General features: G+C 74.8%; 17 protein-coding genes. 9 read left to right on the forward strand and 8 right to left on the reverse strand.

The features are described from left to right. Window positions 1–126: 126 nt before the first annotated feature. Window positions 127–1,356 carry a serine hydrolase domain-containing protein gene (locus DMP15_RS13410; protein ID WP_073574487.1) on the reverse strand — a complete coding sequence of 410 codons (1,230 nt, stop codon included), beginning with the start codon at window positions 1,354–1,356 and terminating at the stop codon, window positions 127–129. 57 nt (window positions 1,357–1,413) lie between these two features. Further along, entirely contained in the window at window positions 1,414–2,238 is an 825-nt protein-coding gene (locus DMP15_RS13415; protein ID WP_073575238.1) for an SAM-dependent methyltransferase, read from the reverse strand. A 238-nt stretch (window positions 2,239–2,476) separates the two neighbouring features. On the opposite strand from DMP15_RS13415, the gene DMP15_RS13420 reads away from it, so the two are divergent. The 3 genes from DMP15_RS13420 (at window position 2,477) to DMP15_RS13430 (ending at window position 4,955) form a co-directional block, all read left to right on the forward strand. Continuing rightward, window positions 2,477–3,370 (forward strand): helix-turn-helix domain-containing protein, encoded by an 894-nt coding sequence (locus tag DMP15_RS13420; RefSeq protein ID WP_073574488.1) that lies wholly within the window; start codon window positions 2,477–2,479, stop codon window positions 3,368–3,370. 217 nt (window positions 3,371–3,587) lie between these two features. Beyond that, window positions 3,588–3,818, forward strand: coding sequence for a DUF397 domain-containing protein (locus tag DMP15_RS13425; RefSeq protein WP_073574489.1), 231 nt, complete (start codon window positions 3,588–3,590; stop codon window positions 3,816–3,818). Between the two features lie 90 nt (window positions 3,819–3,908). Beyond that, a complete protein-coding gene (locus tag DMP15_RS13430) occupies window positions 3,909–4,955 on the forward strand; it encodes a class I SAM-dependent methyltransferase (RefSeq protein ID WP_073574490.1) in 1,047 nt (348 codons plus the stop codon). Window positions 4,956–4,972: 17 nt separating this feature from the next. On the opposite strand, the gene ppk2 is transcribed toward DMP15_RS13430, so the two are convergent. From ppk2 to DMP15_RS13455, 5 genes are all read right to left on the reverse strand, one after another. Further along, window positions 4,973–5,941, reverse strand: a complete 969-nt coding sequence (ppk2, locus tag DMP15_RS13435; RefSeq protein ID WP_337825970.1) for a polyphosphate kinase 2 — start codon at window positions 5,939–5,941, stop codon at window positions 4,973–4,975. A 61-nt stretch (window positions 5,942–6,002) separates the two neighbouring features. Next, window positions 6,003–6,836: a siderophore-interacting protein gene (locus DMP15_RS13440; RefSeq protein WP_337825971.1), complete on the reverse strand. Its 834-nt coding sequence runs from the start codon at window positions 6,834–6,836 to the stop codon at window positions 6,003–6,005. Continuing rightward, on the reverse strand, window positions 6,833–7,741 hold the full coding sequence (locus DMP15_RS13445) for an iron-siderophore ABC transporter substrate-binding protein (protein WP_337825972.1): 909 nt from the start codon (window positions 7,739–7,741) through the stop codon (window positions 6,833–6,835). The genes DMP15_RS13440 and DMP15_RS13445 overlap by 4 nt, the downstream gene beginning before the upstream one ends. A 234-nt stretch (window positions 7,742–7,975) precedes the next feature. Then, window positions 7,976–8,713: an SDR family NAD(P)-dependent oxidoreductase gene (locus DMP15_RS13450; RefSeq protein ID WP_337825973.1), complete on the reverse strand. Its 738-nt coding sequence runs from the start codon at window positions 8,711–8,713 to the stop codon at window positions 7,976–7,978. A 40-nt stretch (window positions 8,714–8,753) separates the two neighbouring features. Next, the gene (locus tag DMP15_RS13455; protein ID WP_073574494.1) at window positions 8,754–9,755 is read right to left on the reverse strand and encodes an acetamidase/formamidase family protein; all 1,002 of its coding nucleotides are present in this window, start codon (window positions 9,753–9,755) and stop codon (window positions 8,754–8,756) included. Window positions 9,756–9,866: 111 nt separating this feature from the next. Here DMP15_RS13455 and DMP15_RS13460 point away from each other — a divergent pair, with 111 nt between their 5' ends. Both DMP15_RS13460 and DMP15_RS13465 read left to right on the forward strand, forming a co-directional pair. Further along, window positions 9,867–10,487 carry an L-threonylcarbamoyladenylate synthase gene (locus tag DMP15_RS13460; protein ID WP_062395872.1) on the forward strand — a complete coding sequence of 207 codons (621 nt, stop codon included), beginning with the start codon at window positions 9,867–9,869 and terminating at the stop codon, window positions 10,485–10,487. A gap of 233 nt (window positions 10,488–10,720) precedes the next feature. Beyond that, window positions 10,721–12,472 (forward strand): sensor histidine kinase, encoded by a 1,752-nt coding sequence (locus DMP15_RS13465; protein WP_073574496.1) that lies wholly within the window; start codon window positions 10,721–10,723, stop codon window positions 12,470–12,472. Here the strand turns inward: DMP15_RS13465 and DMP15_RS13470 are convergent, their stop codons facing one another. Then, window positions 12,473–13,435, reverse strand: a complete 963-nt coding sequence (locus tag DMP15_RS13470; protein WP_073574497.1) for a pseudouridine synthase — start codon at window positions 13,433–13,435, stop codon at window positions 12,473–12,475. Between the two features lie 26 nt (window positions 13,436–13,461). On the opposite strand from DMP15_RS13470, the gene DMP15_RS13475 reads away from it, so the two are divergent. From DMP15_RS13475 to DMP15_RS13490, 4 genes are all read left to right on the forward strand, one after another. Then, window positions 13,462–14,082, forward strand: a complete 621-nt coding sequence (locus DMP15_RS13475; protein WP_073574498.1) for a LysE family translocator — start codon at window positions 13,462–13,464, stop codon at window positions 14,080–14,082. A gap of 78 nt (window positions 14,083–14,160) precedes the next feature. Further along, window positions 14,161–15,651: a GntT/GntP/DsdX family permease gene (locus DMP15_RS13480; RefSeq protein WP_073575240.1), complete on the forward strand. Its 1,491-nt coding sequence runs from the start codon at window positions 14,161–14,163 to the stop codon at window positions 15,649–15,651. Window positions 15,652–15,659: 8 nt separating this feature from the next. Further along, window positions 15,660–16,877, forward strand: coding sequence for a CaiB/BaiF CoA transferase family protein (locus DMP15_RS13485; protein WP_073574499.1), 1,218 nt, complete (start codon window positions 15,660–15,662; stop codon window positions 16,875–16,877). Then, the gene (locus DMP15_RS13490; protein ID WP_073574500.1) at window positions 16,874–17,800 is read left to right on the forward strand and encodes a hydroxymethylglutaryl-CoA lyase; all 927 of its coding nucleotides are present in this window, start codon (window positions 16,874–16,876) and stop codon (window positions 17,798–17,800) included. The genes DMP15_RS13485 and DMP15_RS13490 overlap by 4 nt, the downstream gene beginning before the upstream one ends. The last annotated feature ends 34 nt before the right edge of the window (window positions 17,801–17,834 follow it).

Genomic DNA, 17,834 nt, shown 5'->3' on the forward strand with positions numbered 1-17,834 from the left:
CGTTCTCCGAGCGCGTCCTGGGTTCGAGCAGGCGGGCGAGCGACACGAGGGGCCGCCCGGGGTGCGGCACCCCCGCCACCCGCTCGGGCCGGCGCCGAGCGGCTGCACCGAGGACGAGCCCTCCGGCTACTCGGCCGAGCGGCTCGACCGAGGCGCAGGACACCTGGCAGGCCTCCGAACCGAGGACGGGCCGGCCGGCCCCCGAGGCGAGGCACGGTCCTCGGCGACGCAGGAGTGCACCGCGGCGCGGAAGGAGTGCACGAGCGCGGGTCCCTCGGGCCCGTCCCACATCACCTGGGTCAGCAGCAGCGAGATCACGCCGGTCGACGGGTCGGAGCGCCACCCGGTGCCCAGGCCGCCGTCCCAGCCGTAGCGGCCGCCGTCCTCGACGGCCAGGCCCAGGCCCCAGCCGCAGCCGTCGTCGAGGAACGGGGCGGCGCCGGCCCGCTGCGCAGCGCTCAGCCGGTCGGTGGTCAGCTCGGCGACGGCGCCGGGGGACAGGACCGGGCTGCCGCCCCCGCGCAGGGCCCGGGAGAACGCGAGCAGGTCGTCCAGGGTGGAGACCAGTCCGCCGCCCCCGGACGGGAACACCGGCGGGGCCGCCCACGCGCCGTCGACCGGGTCGGTCACCGTGAAGCCGCCGCCGGGTGCGGCGGTCAGCAGCGGGACGAACCGGTCCCGGTCGGCGACGGGTACCGAGAAGCCGGTGTCGCGCATGCCGAGCGGGGTGAACACGCGCTCGGCCAGCACGGTCTGCAGGTCGGTCCCGCAGCGGCGGGCGAGCAGGACGCCGAGCAGGTCGCCGCTGGTCTGGTAGAGCCAGCGCGATCCCGGCTGCGCGACGAGCGGCACCGCGGCGAGCCGTGCGGTCCAGGTGTCGGGGTCGGGCAGCGGGTAGCTGCCGGGCGGCCCGTCGCTGCCGAGCCCGGCGGTGGCGCGCTGCACGGGCAGATCGGCGCCGGGCCGGGGGAGCATCCCGGTCCCGCAGCGGTAGGTCAGCAGGTCGTGGAGGGTGATCGGCCGGCGCGCGGGGACGGTGTCGTCGAGCTCGGCCGCCTCGTGACGCAGCACCCGCGGCGCGGCCAGCTCCGGGAGCCACGCCGCGACCGGCCCGTCGAGGTCCAGCATCCCGTCCTCGACGAGTGCGAGCGCCGCGACCGCGACGACCGGCTTGGTGATCGAGGCGATCCGCACGACCGTGTCGCGGCGCAGCGGGTGTCCGGCGCCGTCGTCGCCGAGGACGTGCACCGTGGTGCCGTGCCGGGGGTCGTCGACGGCGGCGACCACCCCCGGGACGCGCCCGGCGTCGACGGCGTCGTGCAGGAGCGCGGCGGTGCGGTCCAGGGGGACGGGCACGGGGGCCTCCCGGGGTCGGTGGGTCTCACCCGTTCCGACCGCGGCGGCCCCGCGAACTCATCGCTTGATGCCGACCCCGCCGACGATGCAGCGCTGCACCGGGTCCTCGGTGCGCAGCTGCGGGCCGTCGGGCCACCACCGGTAGCAGGGGACGATGCCCGGGTCGACCAGCTCGAGCCCGGGGAACAGGCCGCTGATCTCGGCGTGCGTGCGGAACCGGCCGCTGCCCATCGGGCTGTGGACGAAGACCTGCTCCATCCGCCGGGCCAGCTCGCTGTCGGCGTTCTCCGGGTCGAAGAAGTGCGCGATCGCGACGACGCTGCCGGGGGCGAGCCGCTCGATGTAGCGCGCCATGATCGCCTGTGGGTCCACGGCGTCGTCGAAGTGGTGGATGGTGCCGATCTGGAACAGCGCGAGTGGCTGGTCCAGGTCGAGGAAGCCCTGGACCGTCGGGTCGGCCAGCACCGTCTCCGGCTCGCGGATGTCCGCGGCGGAGAAGCGGGTGAACTCGTTGTCCTCCAGCAGCGCCTGGCCGTGCGCGATGACGGTCGGGTCGTTGTCGACGTAGGCGACCCGGGCCTCGGGCTGCAGCCGCTGCACCACCTGGTGGGTGTTCTCCGCGGTCGGCAGGCCGGAGCCGCAGTCCAGGTACTGGGTGATGGAGGTCTGGGTGGCGACGAAGCGCGCCGCCCGGATCAGGAACGCCCGGTTGTCGATCGCGAGCATGTTGACCTCGGGGGCCACCTGCCGGACCCGTTCGATGGTCTCCCGGTCGACGTCGTAGTTGTCCTTCCCGCCGAGCGCGTAGTCGTAGACCCGGGCGATGCTGGCCTTGGTCGTGTCGATGTACGCGGGAGCGCGACCCTCGGTCGGCTGGGCCATCGGCGGAGTCCTCACTGCGTCGTCGGCGCCGTCGCGCCGGGTCGTCGGTCGGTGCCCGGACGGCGCCCCGTCGTGGTGCCGATCACCGGTGCGGCCACCGTAGCGGACCGGCCCGACGGGCACGCACCGTCACCGTCCGGAAGTGCCCCGTGATCGAGACCGCGGACGACCTGCAGAACCGTTGTGTAGGCTGGGTCACCCGATCGGCAGTCCCCGCAACCCGCAGGAGCCCGTCCCGGTGGTCCCCAGCCCGAACAGCCCCACCCCGCCCGGTGCCGACCGCGGCCCGACCGCGCGGCGCATCGTTCTCGGTTCCCACCTGCGCCGGCTGCGGGAGCGCGCGGGCATCTCCCGGGCCGATGCGGCGTACGCGATCCGCGGCTCGGACTCGAAGATGAGCAGGCTGGAGTCCGGCAAGGTCGGGTTCAAGCAGCGCGACGTGGCCGACCTGCTGACGATGTACGGCGTCGCCGAGGGCCCCGAGCGCGAGCAGGTCCTGTCGATGGCCGAGGAGAGCAACTCCAGCGGCTGGTGGGCCCGGTACAACGATGTCGTCCCCGGCTGGTTCGAGGACTTCGTGGGTCTGGAGGCCTCGGCGTCGCGGATCTCGTCCTACGAGCTGCTGTTCGTCCCCGGCCTGCTGCAGACCGAGGACTACGCCCGCGCGGTCGTCAGCGGCGGCCACACCGATCTGCCGCCCGCCGAGCGGGCCGACGTCGAGAAGCGCCTGGAGGTGCGGCTGCGGCGCCAGCGCGTGCTGCACCGCAAGGACGCCCCGACCTTCTGGACCGTGCTCGACGAGGCCGTGCTGCACCGCCCGGTCGGCGGGGAGGCGGTCTTCCGCGCCCAGCTCGACCACCTGGTGGAGCTGTCGTCGCTGCCGAACGTCATCGTCCAGCTGCTGCCCTGGGACCTGTCCGGCTACGGGGCCGAGCACGCCTTCACCATGCTGCGCTTCGCCGAGCCCGAGCTGCCCGACCTGGTCTACCTCGAGGAGATGACCGGGTCCTCCTATCTGGACAAGCGGGCCGACGTCGAGCGCTACGGCCGGTCGATGGACCGGCTCACCGTCGACGCGCTCAGCCCGGAGCAGACCAAACAGGCCCTGAGCAAGCTGCGCGCCGAGCGCTGACCTGCACCGACGTCGCTCCCGGGCGACGAACGGCACCGGTGTCCCCGGCAGTGGGGGGACACCGTCCGATGCCGACCGCCCACGGCCGGTGCGGCGCACTCGGGCGCGGCCGGGCGACCGCCGGGCGCGTCCGTCCTGTTTTGCACGACCGAACCGTTCGCCCCCTGCTAGCGTCGTCGCAACGGAGAATGCACGTGCAGATGAGGTGAGCATTCGCATGGAACAGATGCACCTGAGCGGCCCCGCGGCGATCGATTCGCTGGCGTGGCGCAAGAGCGTGCGCAGCGGCTACCAGGGCAACTGCGTCGAGCTCGCCGTCGTGGCCGGGGGGACCGTGGCCGTCCGCAACTCGCGGGACCCGCACGGCACCGTGCTCGCCTTCCCGGCGACCGAGATGGCTGCGTTCCTGGCCTCGATCAGGAACGGCGAGCTGGACGACCTGGCTTGAGCCGTCCCCGCTGACCTCCCGCGGGCGGCCGGCCCGACCCCGGCCGCCCGCGGTGAGCCGAAATTGATCTTCTCGGTGTAGGAAGGAACGGTGAGCCGTTCCGAGCAGGCCCCGTCCTACCGCGGCGCGAGCGCCCATTACCTGTCCCCGTCGCGACGGGACCCCGTCAAGGTCGGCTCCGAGGAGCCGGTCACCCGGCGGGTCATCGCGGGTGCGCTGGCCGCGCTGCACCTGCGGCCCGGATCCCCGGTCGCCGTGCTCGACGTCGGGTCCGGCACCGCCGACGGGTTCGCCCTCCTCACCCGCCCGGCACCGGACGCCGCGCCGATCGTCGCGGAGGACCGGCTGCGCTACGTCGGGCTCGACGTCGATCCGGAGATGGTCGCCACCGCGCGGGACACCGTCGGTTCGCCGTCGGCGACGTTCGTGCTCGGCGACGTGCGCGACGCGCTGCCCGACGGCGCATTCGACCTCTACCTGTCCTGCGGGGTGCCGTACTCCCACCTCACCCGCGACGAGCTCGTCGCCGCACTGGGATCGGTGCTGACGGCCGTCGCGTCCCGGGGGCGGCGCGCCGCGGTCGTCGTCGACGTCCTCGGCCGGTACTCGGTGGAGTGGCAGCCTCGCTGGGGCACCGAGCGCTGGGACTACGCGATGAGCTTCTTCGCCGGCGGCGGCGGGCCCATCTCCGAGCCGATGACCTTCTACGGCCGCGCCGAACTCGACGCCACCGTCGACGCCGCGCTGGCCGGCAGCGGTGTGCGGCTGGTGTCGCGCACCGCTGTCGACCGGTCGGTCCTGGTCGGACGGCACACCGCCACCGGCACCTTCCACCCGGCGGTGCCGCGCTTCCGGACCCTGGTGAACGACCTGGTCCGCGACCCGTCCCGGGTCGACCCCGACGACCTCCGGTTCAGCCCCGCGACCGGAGGCGCACCGGAGGAGGTGCTGTCCTGGCTGCGCGGGTTCGCCGGCCGCTGGAACGCCGCCCTGGAGCCGTACCGGGGGGCGGGACCGCTCGCCGACGCCGACGCCGACCGGCTCGCCGGGGCCCTGCTCGGACTCGAACGGGCCGCGGGCCCCGGCCTGGGCCTCGGCCACTCGCTGACCATGACGCTGGTGGCCGAGCCCGCCTGAGCGCCGCCCCCCGCGGATCAGTGGTGCTTGTCGGTCAACGGCGGGAAGCGGTTCGGGCCCTCGTCCTGCTCGAACATCTCCGCGGCGGGCCCGACGATCAACCGGTCCGGCGGGGACGCCGCCCCGGTGTCCTTGCCGGGGTAGTCGAACAGGCCCAGGACGTGGCGCATCGCCTCGAGCCGTGCGCGCTTCTTGTCGTTGCTCTTGATCACCGTCCAGGGAGCGTCCTTGGTGTCGGTGTAGAAGAACATCGCCTCCTTGGCCTCGGTGTAGGCCTCCCACTTGTCCAGTGAGGCGAGGTCCATCGGGGACAGCTTCCACTGACGCACCGGGTCGACCTGACGGATCAGGAAGCGGGTGCGCTGCTCGTCGCGTGACACCGAGAACCACAGCTTCACCAGGTGGACCCCGGACCGGACGAGCATCCGCTCCAGCTCCGGGGTGGCCCGCAGGAACTCCATGTAGGAGCGGGGGTCGGTGAAGCCCATGACCCGCTCGACGCCGGCCCGGTTGTACCAGGACCGGTCGAACAGCACGATCTCCCCGGCCGAGGGCAGATGCTGCACATAGCGCTGGAAGTACCACTGGCCGGCCTCGCGCTCGGTCGGCTTCTCCAGCGCCACCACCCGGCAGCCGCGGGGGTTGAGGTGCTCGGTGAACCGCTTGATCGTCCCGCCCTTGCCCGCGGCGTCGCGGCCCTCGAACAGCACGACGATCCGGTTGCCGGTGTCCTTGACCCAGTTCTGCAGCTTCAGCAGCTCGATCTGCAGCAGCCGCTTCTGGCGCTCGTACTCCAGGCGGGACAGACGGTCGTCGTAGGGGTAGCCCTGGCGCCAGGTGTCGACCGGGCTGCCCTCGGGGCCGACGAGGGTCGGGTCGTCGTCGTCGGAGTCGTCGACCCGGAAGTGCCCGGGGGCGGCCGCGGCGGGGTGCGGGATCAGGGGGTCGGGGGCGTCGGCCTGAGGCTCGACCGGGGTCTCGTCCACGTGTGGCAACGCTGCGCGCCGGTCATGGCCGCGGGGCCACGCCCGGATGACGGCCGGGTGATCAGCGGGCAGCGGGACGGGGCCGGTCGTGCCAGTAGCCCTGCGCGTGGACCCGGTCCGGGGCGACGCCCGCCTCGTGCAGCAGCGTCCGCACCCGCGCCACCCGCGTGCTCTCGGTGGCGTTCCAGGCGTAGAAGTGCTCGCCGAGGCGGGCGGCCGCGGCACCGTGGGCGTCGGCCCAGTCGGCGACGGCGTCGAGCAGCGGGCGCCCGGGCCGCCGGCAGACCTCCACCGTCACCCCCGGATGGGCGTCGGTGAGCCCCACGGCGTCGGCCGGGTCGCCGACCTCGACCAGCACCCGGCCCCGGTGGTGCGGCGGGAGCACGGCGAGGATGCCGCGTACGGCGGGCAGCGCGGTCTCGTCGCCGGTGATCAGCACCTCGGTGGCGGGGCCCGGGTCCCACTGCACGCCGTGACCGGGGTTGCCGCGCCGCACGTCCGGCCCGGAGAGCAGGACGGGGTCGCCGGGGAGGGCGACCGCGGCCCACGCGCTCGCCGGGCCCGGCCGGGAGTGGCGGAACACATCGAGGTCGACCTCACCGCGCCCCGGCCGGACCGCGGCCGGGGTGTAGCTGCGCAGCACCGGCCGCGTGCCGGCGGGCAGCTTCCGCAGCCGGGCCCGCCACTCGCGTTCCGGCAGGCCGGAGGTGAGCGAGGCGGGGTAGCCGTCGTCCGGCGGGACCAGCAGCTTGACCCGCTGGTCCCGGCCGTGCGGGGCGAACCGCGACAACTCCGGACCACCCAGCATGATCCGCCGGAACCCGGGGGAGGGCACGCCGACGGCGAGCACCCGGGCGGCGAACAGGACGTTCGGCGACCCCGACAGGGGGCTCACCGGTCCAGCGTCCGCTCGATGTCGTCGAGCACCCTCTGCCCGCCGAGCGGCCCGACGCCGGTGATCCAGACCGACTGGTCGACCGGGTGCAGCCGCGGGAAGACCTGCGTGCGCACCGCCTGGACGGCCGGCGGCACCGCCGACGGCGACGCCGGGTCGGTCGCGGTCAGGAACACCTCGTCGGCGCGGGCCTGCTGGACCAGCTCGGGGGACAGGTCCACCGAGATCGAGTTCTCCCAGTCCCGGGGCGGGATGGTGAACCCGGCGCACTCCAGGGTGCTGCCCGCGAACGACGTCGGCCCGTACAGGGTGAGCAGACCGTCGCGGGGGCGGATCATCTGCGCGGTCCGCCCGGCCGTGTCGTGGGTGCGCGCCACCTCGGCGCAGCGGTCCCGGTAGCGGATGAGCAGCTGCTCGGTGTCGGCCTCGCGGCCGAGCGCCCGGCCGACGAAGCGGACGTTGTCCTGCCACGGATCGGCCTGCGAGGCCATGAAGGCCGTCGGCGCGATCGCGGTCAGCCGGTCGTACAGCGCGGCGTGCCGGGACTCGGTGCCCAGGATCAGGTCGGGCCGCTGGGCCGCGATCCGCTCCAGGTCGGGCTCGGCGACGGTCCCGACGACCGCCACCTGCGCGCCGGCGTCGCCGAGGTAGGCGGGCACCCCGGTGCCCTCGGACAGGACCCCGGCCCCGACCGGCGGGGCGTCGAGGGCGACGGTGGTGTCGAGCTGCACCGGCTCCAGCACGACGACCCGCCGCGGCGCGGCCGGGACCGTGACCTCGCCGCGTGCGGTGGCGACCGTGCGGGTCTCCCCGCCGTCGGTGGGGCCCGAGCCGGGCGCGGAGCACGCGGCGAGGAACAGGGTGAGCAGGGCGGCGAGGGCCACCGCGGCCCGGGGCGGCGTCACGGACGATCTCCTTCGGTCAGGTGAGGCGACCCTAACCCGGGACCGGTTCGGGATGGAGTGTCCGGTTCGACGGGAAACCGGTCGCCCGCGACCGCGCCACCGGGGCACCCTGTGGCGTGATGATCGAGCAGTTCGTCCGCGAGGGCTGGAGCCCGCGAGCGAGCCGGCGTCCGACCTGGTGGCCGGGACCGCGCCCGCCGAGCGCGTGGTGCGCGAGGCGCTGGGGTGAGGGGGTCAGAGCTGCACCCCGCGGGTCAGTGCCCCGTCGACGACCAGGTTGGTGCCGCTGATCCGGCTCGCCCGCGGGCTGACCAGCGAGACCACCGCGTAGGCGGTCTCCTCCGGGGTGCCCATCCGGCCGGTCGGGTTGAGCCCCATCGCGTGCGCGTACAGCGCGGGGTCGTGCTGCTCCACGTTCGCCCACACCCCGCCGGGGAAGTAGACGTTGCCGGGGGAGACGGCGTTGGCCCGGATGCCCTTCGGTGCCAGGTCGAACGCCAGGCCGGAGACGTAGTGCACGAGCGCGGCCTTCATGACGCCGTAGGAGCCGTCGGCGAAGTCGATCTCGCGGCCGGACACGCTGGACACCGCGGTGACCGAGGCGGCGTCGCTGCGCTCCAGGTGCGGCAGCGCGGCCTCCACCAGGCGCACCGTGTGCAGCAGGTCGACCTCGAAGCTCGAGCGCCAGTTCTGCTCGCCCGGGCCGATCGCGAGCGCCGAGACGTTCGCGACGACCGCGTCGACGGCGCCGAACCGCTCGGCGGAGGCGGCGACCCAGCCGGCCAGCGCGTCGCCGTCGGCGACGTCGACCGCGGTCCCGGCCACCTCGCCGGCACCCGCGGCGCGCAGTTCCTGCTCGGCCGCGGCGACCCCGTCGGCGTCGCGGGCGCAGAACGCGACCCGCGCGCCCTCCGCCGCCAGCCCGGCGACGACCGCACGCCCGATCCCGCGCGACCCTCCGGTCACGAGCACGACACGACCGTTCAGCAACATGTCCATGGAAAGGCCTCTCTTACAGGGAGCGGGCCTGCTCGCGCAGGTGACGGTGGACGCCGCCGTAGGCCGCGGCGGCCGGGAGCAGCGCCTTCGCGATCTTGGTGACGGCGCTGTAGTTGGTGTCGACGACGTTGGCCAGCGGCGACTCCGCGGCCTGGGTGAGCAGCTGGTAGGCGTCCAGCCGGTCCAGCCCGTACAGCTCGCCCAGCCAGGCGATCATCCCGACCTGGCTGGCCCGCCACGCGTCCTCCAGCGGACGGGAGGACCCGACGACGACGTAGTGGGTGTCGGTCTCGATCCGCGGCCACGCCGGGACCGGGGCGTTCTTGATCAGCTCGACGATCAGCACGACGTCCATCGCGCCCTCGACGGCCGTGCCGCAGCTCTCGCCCTCGCCCTGGCGGTAGTGGCCGTCGCCGACCGAGAACAGCGCACCGGGAACGTTGACCTGCAGGTAGCAGGTCGCCCCGGCGCGCATCTCCGGGGTGTCCATGTTCCCGCCGAACACGTCGGGCACCAGCGAGCTGCGCACCTCCCGCCCGGGCGGGGCGACGCCGACGGTGCCGAGCATCGGGTTGCACGGCAGCTCCAGGCGCAGGTCCGCGCTCGTCGCCTCGAACAGCACCGTCCCCGCGGCCCGGTCGAGCTGGTAGATCCAGGTCCGCTCGGGGAGCGGCTCGTGCAGCAGCGCGGTGCGGTCGGTCGTCGACAGCGCCCCGAACAGTGGGATCAGGGTGGAGGCACCCCAGTCCCGGGCCGGGGTCAGCTCCACGAGGTGGACGGCCAGGGTGTCGCCCGGCTCGGCGCCCTCCACGTGGAACGGCCCGGTCTGCGGGTTCACCTCGCTCATGTCGAGCACCGCGCTCGGACGGTCCGAGGTGGACGTGAGCCGCCCGGAGAACGCGTCCTCGGTCCACAGCCGCAGGCAGGTCCCGGGCGCGACCCGGCGCACCGGGGGCACGCCACCGAAGGTCCAGGCGAACTCGTGCCGTTCCGGCCGGTATTCCACGACGTGCATGGATCGCATCCTGGCCCCCTCCGCGCGTCGCGGGCAACGGTTTCCCGCCGCACCGAGACCACCCGGTCGTCGAACTCCCCGGGTGGGCCGCCGAGCCGGTACGTTGCCGCGATGGCCCGGTACTTCGACGTGCACCCGCAGAACCCGCAGCCGCGCAGCATCGGACAGGTCGTGGACCTCGTGCGGTCCGGCGGCCTGATCGCCTACCCGACCGACTCGTGCTTCGCGCTGGGCTGCTCGCTGGGCAACCGCGACGGCCTGGAGCGGATCCGGCAGATCCGCAAGCTCGACGACCGGCACCACTTCACCCTCGTGTGCGCGGAGTTCGCGCAGCTCGGGCAGTTCGTCCAGATCTCCAACTCCGTGTTCCGCGCGGTGAAGGCGTCCACCCCGGGCAGCTACACCTTCATCCTCCCGGCCACCAAGGAGGTGCCCAAGCAGCTGCTGCACCCGAAGAAGAAGACCGTCGGCGTGCGCATCCCCGACCACGCCACCACCCAGGCGCTGCTCGCCGAGCTGGGGGAGCCGCTGCTGTCCTCGACGCTGCTGCTGCCCGGCCACGACGAGCCGATGACGCAGGGCTGGGAGATCAAGGAGGAGCTGGAGAACCAGGTCGACGCGGTCATCGACTCCGGGGACTGCGGCACCGAGCCGACCACGGTCGTCGACCTGTCCGGCGACGAGCCGGAGATCGTGCGGCACGGCGCGGGGGACCCGTCGCGGTTCGAGTGAGGACCCCTCCGGCGCGGCCGCCCGGCCGCCCGTCGTGCCCGTCCGGGTGCCCCCGGTGACCGCCCTGCGGGGGTCGCGCCGCCCGCCCGTCCACGATCCACCGCCCACCGCATCAGAGCGAGCGCTGGGCGGACCGACGAGTAGGCTTCGCAACCGTCCCGCCCGCTACCCGAGCGGGTACTGACGTGGCGTCCGATCCCGGGCGCCGTCCGAACGGTTCGGAGGACGATCGCGTGGCGCGAGACGACCCGCCGCCCCACCCGTCCGGCCCGGCGGGTGCCTCGGCCGGGGACGCGGTGCTGGCCGCGATCGCGCACCGGTTGCGGGCCCGTTCGGAGCGCCAGCAGCTGCTGACCGAACGGCTGCGTGCCGGTGAGCTGCGCCCGGGTGCGCTGGCAGACCTCGCCGAGCTGGCCGCGGCCGCCCGTCGGGGGGCCCGCGACGGCGACCACATCCTCGTTCTCGCCGGCGCCCCCCGCGGGCCCCGGCTCGCGGCCCCGTCGACCCCGCTCGGTCAGGCGCTCAACACCGTCGTCTCCGCGAGTGAGGCGGCCTCGCGCACGATCGTCCCGCCGACCCCGAGCGTCTCGGTCGACGCCACCGCCGAGCCCGTCCTGGGCCAGATCCTGGCCGAGCTGCTCGCCCACGCCGCGAGCGCCACCCCGGCCGGGGAGCGTATCGAGCTGCTGACCCGCTGGGGTCCCGACGGCGGGATCGTCGTCGAGCTGCAGGGCACCCAGTCCCCGCGCCACCGCACCCCGGTCGAGGAGTTGGACCGCGCGCTGGGCTCGGCGACGCCCGGTGGCCCGGTCGCCCCGCAGGAGATCGGCCTGCACGTGGCCGCGCGGCTGGCCCGCGCCATCGGCGCCCGGCTCGGCGTCCGCGCCCCCGCCGGGAACTCCGCGATCGCCCCGATCGCCGTGCTCCACCTGCCGTCCTCGGTCCTCGGCGGTGGCCGCTCCGAGTCCGCCGCGCCCGCCGCGGAGCCGCAGCCGGCCGAGTCCGTCGAGCAGGCCGGGACCGGGACGACGGCGTCGCTGCGCCGCCCGGCACCCGATCCCGCCCCGGCCGCGGCGGCGGACGTGCCCTGGCCGCCCCGGGAGAACCCGCCGGCGGAGCCCGAGCGCAGCTGGCCGCCGGTCGCCCCCGAACGGGTCGAGCCCGCGGCCTCCGCCGGGCTGCCCCGCCGTGCCCCCCGCCCGGCCGGCGGGATCGCGGCCGCGGCCCCCTTCGCCGGCTCCGGTGCCCCGGCTGCCCGTCCGCAGGCCCCCGGCCCGGCCGGTCCCGGACCGAACGGGTCCGGGCCCGGTACGCCCGGCCCGGGCCCGCGCCCGCCGTACGGGCCGCCGTCACCGGCCACGGGCCCGGCGCGCAACGGCGCCCCGCCACCGCCGCCCGCGCCGGAGGATCCCCCGGCCACCGAGGCACTGCCCGTCACCGGCGCGGCGGGGACGACCCCGCCGGTGGAGCTGTTCGGACCGTTCGACTCGGAGGTGCCGGTGCCCGTGGACGACGCGGACGACACGCCGATCTTCGCGGCGGTCGCCTCGGCCTGGTTCCGTGAGCCGGGATCGACCGAGACGACGGCGCTCCCGGTCACGCAGAACGACAACTGGCGCACCGCGGGCGACGCCGAGTTCGACGCCGCCCGGATCCGGGCCGACCGGGTCGTCGACCTGCCGACCACCGCGCAGGGCCTGCCGCAGCGGCTGCCCGGGCAGGCGATGGTGCCGCCGTCGTGGCGGGACACCCCGAACGGGCTCGCACCGACCGGGTCGCGGGAGCGCCAGCCCGACCGGGTGCGCAACCGGCTGGCCAGCTACCAGCGGGGTCTGCGCGAGGGCCGCCACCGCGCCGCGGAGGACCACGGCCCGCACGGACCGGCCGGTGGTGCGCTGAACGGCGCCGTCAACGGCGCGCCGGTGCCCGGCGGGCACCGCAACGGCCACCACCTCGACGACGGCGACGACCGCAGCGTCGGCTGATCACCACTCGTGCGGCGTCCCGGCGGCCCAGCCGTCCGGGTCGTCCCACGCCTGCAGGGTGCGGCCGCTGACGAAGCGCCGCCGCGCCCCGGTCACCGGGTCGTCGAACTCCAGGGCACGCGAGAGCAGCTGCAGCGGGCGGGTGAAGTCCTCCGGCGCCCGCCGGTGCAGCTCGGGGTAGACGTCGTCGCCGAGGATCGGCACGCCCAGCCCGTTCAGGTGCACCCGCAGCTGATGGGTCCGCCCGGTGCGCGGGGTCAGCCGGTACAGGGCCCTCTCGCCCCGCTGCCCGGCGAGCTCGACGCGGGTCTCGGCGTTCGGCTCGCCGTCCTCGGTGACGGCGGCGAACACCCCGGGGCGCTTCACGATCCGCGACACCTCGGTGCGCGGCAGCTCCAGGTCCGGGTCGAACCGGGCGAGCGCCTCGTAGGTCTTCGTGACCCGGCCGCGGGCGAACAACGTCTGGTAGGCGCCGCGCAGCTCGGGGCGCACCACCAGCAGCAGGACCCCCGCGGTGGCGCGGTCGAGCCGGTGCGCCGGGCTGAGCGCGGGCAGCCCCAGCTCATGGCGCAGCCGCACCAGCACGGTCTGGCGGACGTGGCTGCCCCGCGGGATCGTCGCGAGCAGGTGCGGCTTGTCGACGACGACCACGTCGTCGTCGGCGTACAGCACCGGCAGCCCGAACGGCACCGGCACCTCGTCGGGCTCGTCGCGGTAGAGCCACAGCGTCGTCGACGGCGTGTACGGCGTGGCCGGGGTGACCGGGCCGGCCGCGGTCACGATCTCCCCGGCGGCCAGCCGTACGTCGATCCGCTCCGCGACGTGCGGGAACCGGTCGACGAGGTGATCGCGCATCGTCGCCCACCCGCCGGTCGCCGGGGTGCGGACGCGGGCCGGCGCGAGGCCGTCGACCGTCGGGAGCGGGGACGCCTCCCGGGACGTGCGGCGCCGGCGGGATCTCACGGGGCAGCAGCCTACGATGGCCCCTCGTGAGCTGGACGTCCTACGGTGCCTACCTGTTGATCGTCGTCGGGCTGGTGCTGATGCCCGGCCCGGACACCTTCGTGATGCTGCGCGCCTCGCTGGTCGGCGGGCGCGCGGGCGGACTCTCGACGCTGGCCGGGGTGTTCACCGGCAACGCCCTGCAGGGCGGCGCCGCGGCGTTCGGGCTCGGTGTGCTCGTCGCGAGCTCGCACACCGCGTTCACCGTGATCCGCTGGGCCGGGGTGGTCTACCTCTGCGTGCTCGGGGTGCAGGCGCTGCGGGCCGCGCGTCGCGGCGACTACCCCGTGGTCCCCGACGGTGGTCCGCGGGTCCCGGCGCGGCGGTCGTTCCTGGTCGGTTTCGGTTCGAACATCACCAACCCGAAGGTGCTGGTCATGTACCTGTCGGTGCTGCCGCAGTTCCTCGTGCCCGGGGTGACGACCACCGCCGACGCGCTGCTGCTGGCGCTGTCGGTGGCGGTGCTCGGCGGCGTCTACGGGGTCGGCCTGGTCCTCGCCGTGCACCGGGCGCGGGCCTTCTTCACCCGGCGCCGCGTGCGACGCGCCGGTGACGTCGTCGCCGGGGTCGCGCTGATCGGGTTCGGCGGGGCGCTGGCCGCCGCCTGATCTGCGGGGTTGCCCGCATGGTGGGTCTGAGTTCATGATGTGGGTACGACATCGTCGTCGATGCCCAGGGGGATCATCGTGTCGGACACCGTCATCGTGGTGAACACGGCCGTCGCCGTGCTCGCCGTCGTCGTGTTGATCGTGAGGTTCCGGCTCAACCCGGTGATCTCCCTCGTGATCGGCGCCGTCTACCTGGGCCTGACCGCCGGCCTGGGGGTGACGGGGACGGTCGACGCGGTCACCGGCGGGTTCGGCGACATCCTGGCCGACGTCGGGCTGCTCATCGCCTTCGGTGTCCTGACCGGCGCGATGCTGCACCACGCGGGCGCCATCGAACGGCTGGTCTCCGCGCTGCTGACGGCCTGCGGCCCGCGCGGGATGCCCTACGCCACCGCCGTCACCGTCTCCACCGCACTCCAGTCGATCTTCGTCGACGTGTTGCTGGTCATCTCCGCACCGCTGGCCCGGCGGATCGCTCCGCGCATCGGGGACAAGGGGCTGCCGCGCATGGCGACCGCGCTCGCGATCGGCCTGGAGTGCGGGATCGTGTTCATGGTCCCCGGTGTCGGTGCGGTCGCACTCGCCGGTGTGCTCGGGGTGCCGCTGGGCCAGATGCTGATCCTGGGCCTGGTCGTCGTGGTGCCGACCGTGCTCATCGCGACCGGGATCATGTCCGTGCTGCTGCGCCGCGGCTGGTGGGACCCGGCCCGCGACGAGCAGGAGCCGGTCGCCGCGGGCGTGCCCGCCGGTGCGGAGGCCCACTCGCCGGACACCGACGCACCCGAGGCCGGGAGCGCCGGGGGACAGCCCACCGGTACCGGTTCCCCGGACGGCGGGGGCACGCACGGGGGAGACGGAGCCGGGCCCGGCGGGGGCGCGGTCCCGGCCGCCGTCGGTACCGCGGTGTCCGGCACCGCGCGTCGCGAGCTGCCGCTGGCCCTGCTGTTCGGGCCGCTGCTGGTGGGCCTGCTGCTCATCGCCGCGGGCGCCGTCCTCGACGCGGCCGGGATCACCCACCCCGTCATCGCGTTCCTGGGCGAGCCGGTGATCGCGCTGCTGCTCGCGCTGATCGGGACCACCGCCGTCATCGGGGTCGCCCACGGGCGCGGCATGGTCGAGTCCGCGGTCTCCGACGGGTTCCGTGAGAGCGGGCAGATCCTGATCCTCACCGGCGTGGGCGGCTCGCTCGCCACCACGATCTCCGACGCCGGGCTGGGCGAGATCCTCGGCAGCTTCTTCTCCGCCGGCACCGCTGCCCCGCTGCTGATGGTGTGGCTGATCGCCGCCGTACTGCACGTCGCGATCGGGTCGGTGACGATCTCGGCGATCACCGCGGCCGGGGTGCTCGCCCCGGTCGCCCCGGTGATCGGCCTGGCCCCGGTACTGATCGCGCTGGCCGCCGGTGCCGGGGCGCTGTTCGCCGTCCACGTCACCTCGAACACGTTCTGGCTGCTGCAGTCGCTGCTCGGACAGTCCGTGCGCGGGACGCTCAAGACCTGCTCGGTCGGGGTCTCCATCGCCTCCGTCGTCGCGATCCTGGTGATCCTGCCGCTGTCGCTCGTCGTCTAAGGAGAGTCGTGTCGCAACTTCCGCTGTCCGGGGTCCGGGTGCTCGAGCTCGGCAACTACATCGCCGCTCCCACCGCGGGACGCCTGCTCGCCGACTTCGGCGCCGAGGTGATCAAGGTCGAGCGCCCCGGTACCGGCGACGAGATCCGCAACTGGCGGCTCTACGCCGGGGACACCTCGATGCTGTACCGGACGCTGAACCGCAACAAGCGCTCCATCACCCTCGACATGCGCTCGGCCGCGGGGAAGCAGGCCGTGCTGGACCTGGCCGCCCGCTCCGACGTGGTGCTGGAGAACTTCCGGCCCGGCACACTGGAGAAGTGGGGGCTCGGCCCGGCCGAGCTCGACGCCGTCAACCCCGACGTCGTGCTCGTGCGGATCTCGGCGTTCGGGCAGACCGGGCCGCTGTCGTCGCGGCCGGGGTTCGCCGCCGTCGCCGAGGCGATGGGCGGGCTGCGCGCCCTCGTCGGGGAGGCCGACCGGCCGCCGTCGCGGACCGGGGTGTCGATCGGGGACTCGATCGCCGGGCTCTACGGCGCGTTCTCCGCGATGATGGGGCTCTACCAGCGCGAGAGCCGCACGGACCGGCCTGCGCTGGACCGGCGCTGCATGGACGTCGCGCTCAACGAGGCCGTGTTCTCGATGATGGAGTCCCTCGTCCCCGACCACCTCGCCTACGGCGTCGAGCGGCGCCGCGTCGGCGGGCGGATGGAGGGCATCGCCCCGTCCAACGCCTACGTCTGCGCGGACGGGGGCAGTGTCGTGATCGCCGGCAACGGCGACTCCATCTACGGCCGGTTCATGACCGTCATCGGCCGCGCGGACCTGGGCGGCGACCCGGAGCTGGCCTCCAACGCGGGCCGCTGGGCGCGCCGCGACGAGCTCGACGGCGCCATCGAGACCTGGACCCGCTCGCTGCCCCGCGACGAGGTCCTCGCGAAGCTGGAGGAGGCCGGCGTCCCGGCCGGGCCGATCCACTCCGCCGCCGACATCGTCGCCGACGAGCAGTTCCGCGCCCGCGACATGGTCCAGTACTTCGACGTCGACACCGGCGGCGCCGAACCCGCACGGGTCGGGTTCCCCGGCATCGTGCCGGTGCTCGACGGCCGGTCGGTCCCGGTCCGCTCCGTCGGGCCGGACCTGGGCGCCGACACCGCCGCCGTACTCGGCGGGCTGCTCGGGTACACCCCGGACACGATCCGGGCCGCATCGGGGGAGGACGCATGAGCACCGACGGGGTCGTCCTGCGGGACGTCACGCTGCGCGACGGGCTCCAGCTCACCGGCAAGCCGCTGCCCACCGACCGCAAGGTCGGGCTGGTCCGCGCGCTGCTCGGTGCGGGTGTACCGGAGCTGGAGATCGGGTCGCTGGCCCGCGGCGACCTGGTGCCGCCGCTGGCGGACACCCTCGACGTCGTCGCCGCGCTGACACCGGAGGAGCTGGAGCGCTGCTGGGTGTGGGTGGCGACGCCGCGGCACGTGCAGAAGGCGGTGGCCGCCGGGGCCCGCAACGTCCAGTACTGCTTCTCGGTGTCCGATGCGCACAACAACGCCAACATCGGCCGTGACACCGCCGTCTCCCTCGACGCGATGCCGCAGGCCGTCGAGTACGCGCGTGCCGCGGGCGGACGCATCCAGCTGTGCCTCGCGACGGCGTTCACCTGCCCGTTCGACGGGCCCGTCGACCCGGACCGGGTGGTCGAGATCGTCGCCGACCCGCGCACCGCGGGCTCCTGCGACGTCGTCGTCTGCGACACCCTCGGGCAGGCGAACCCCGCCGAGGTCGGGTCGCTGATCGGGCGCGTCGCGGCGGTCGCCGACGGCCGTCGCGTCGCCTTCCACGGCCACGACACCTGGGGCCAGGGCGTCGCGAACGCACTCGCCGCGGTGCAGAACGGTGCGACCGTCCTCGACGGCGCGCTGGGTGGACTGGGTGGCTGCCCGTTCGCGCCCGGGGCCAGCGGCAACACCGCCAGCGAGGACCTGCTGTTCGCGCTGCGCCCGGGCTGGCTGACCCCCGCGGTGCTGGCCGACCTCGTGACGTGGTCCGAGGACCTGCTGGCCGAGCTGGGGGAGCCCATGCGCTCGGCGACGGCGCGCGGTGTCCGCTCGAACGCCCAGGCCTTCCCGTGGACGGCGGGGCCACGCTGACACCCCGCTGCGCCCGTCCCCGTCCCCGTCCGGG

Source organism: Pseudonocardia sp. UM4_GMWB1 (assembly GCF_017312155.1).
In the GTDB taxonomy this organism is placed as follows: domain Bacteria; phylum Actinomycetota; class Actinomycetes; order Mycobacteriales; family Pseudonocardiaceae; genus Pseudonocardia; species Pseudonocardia alni.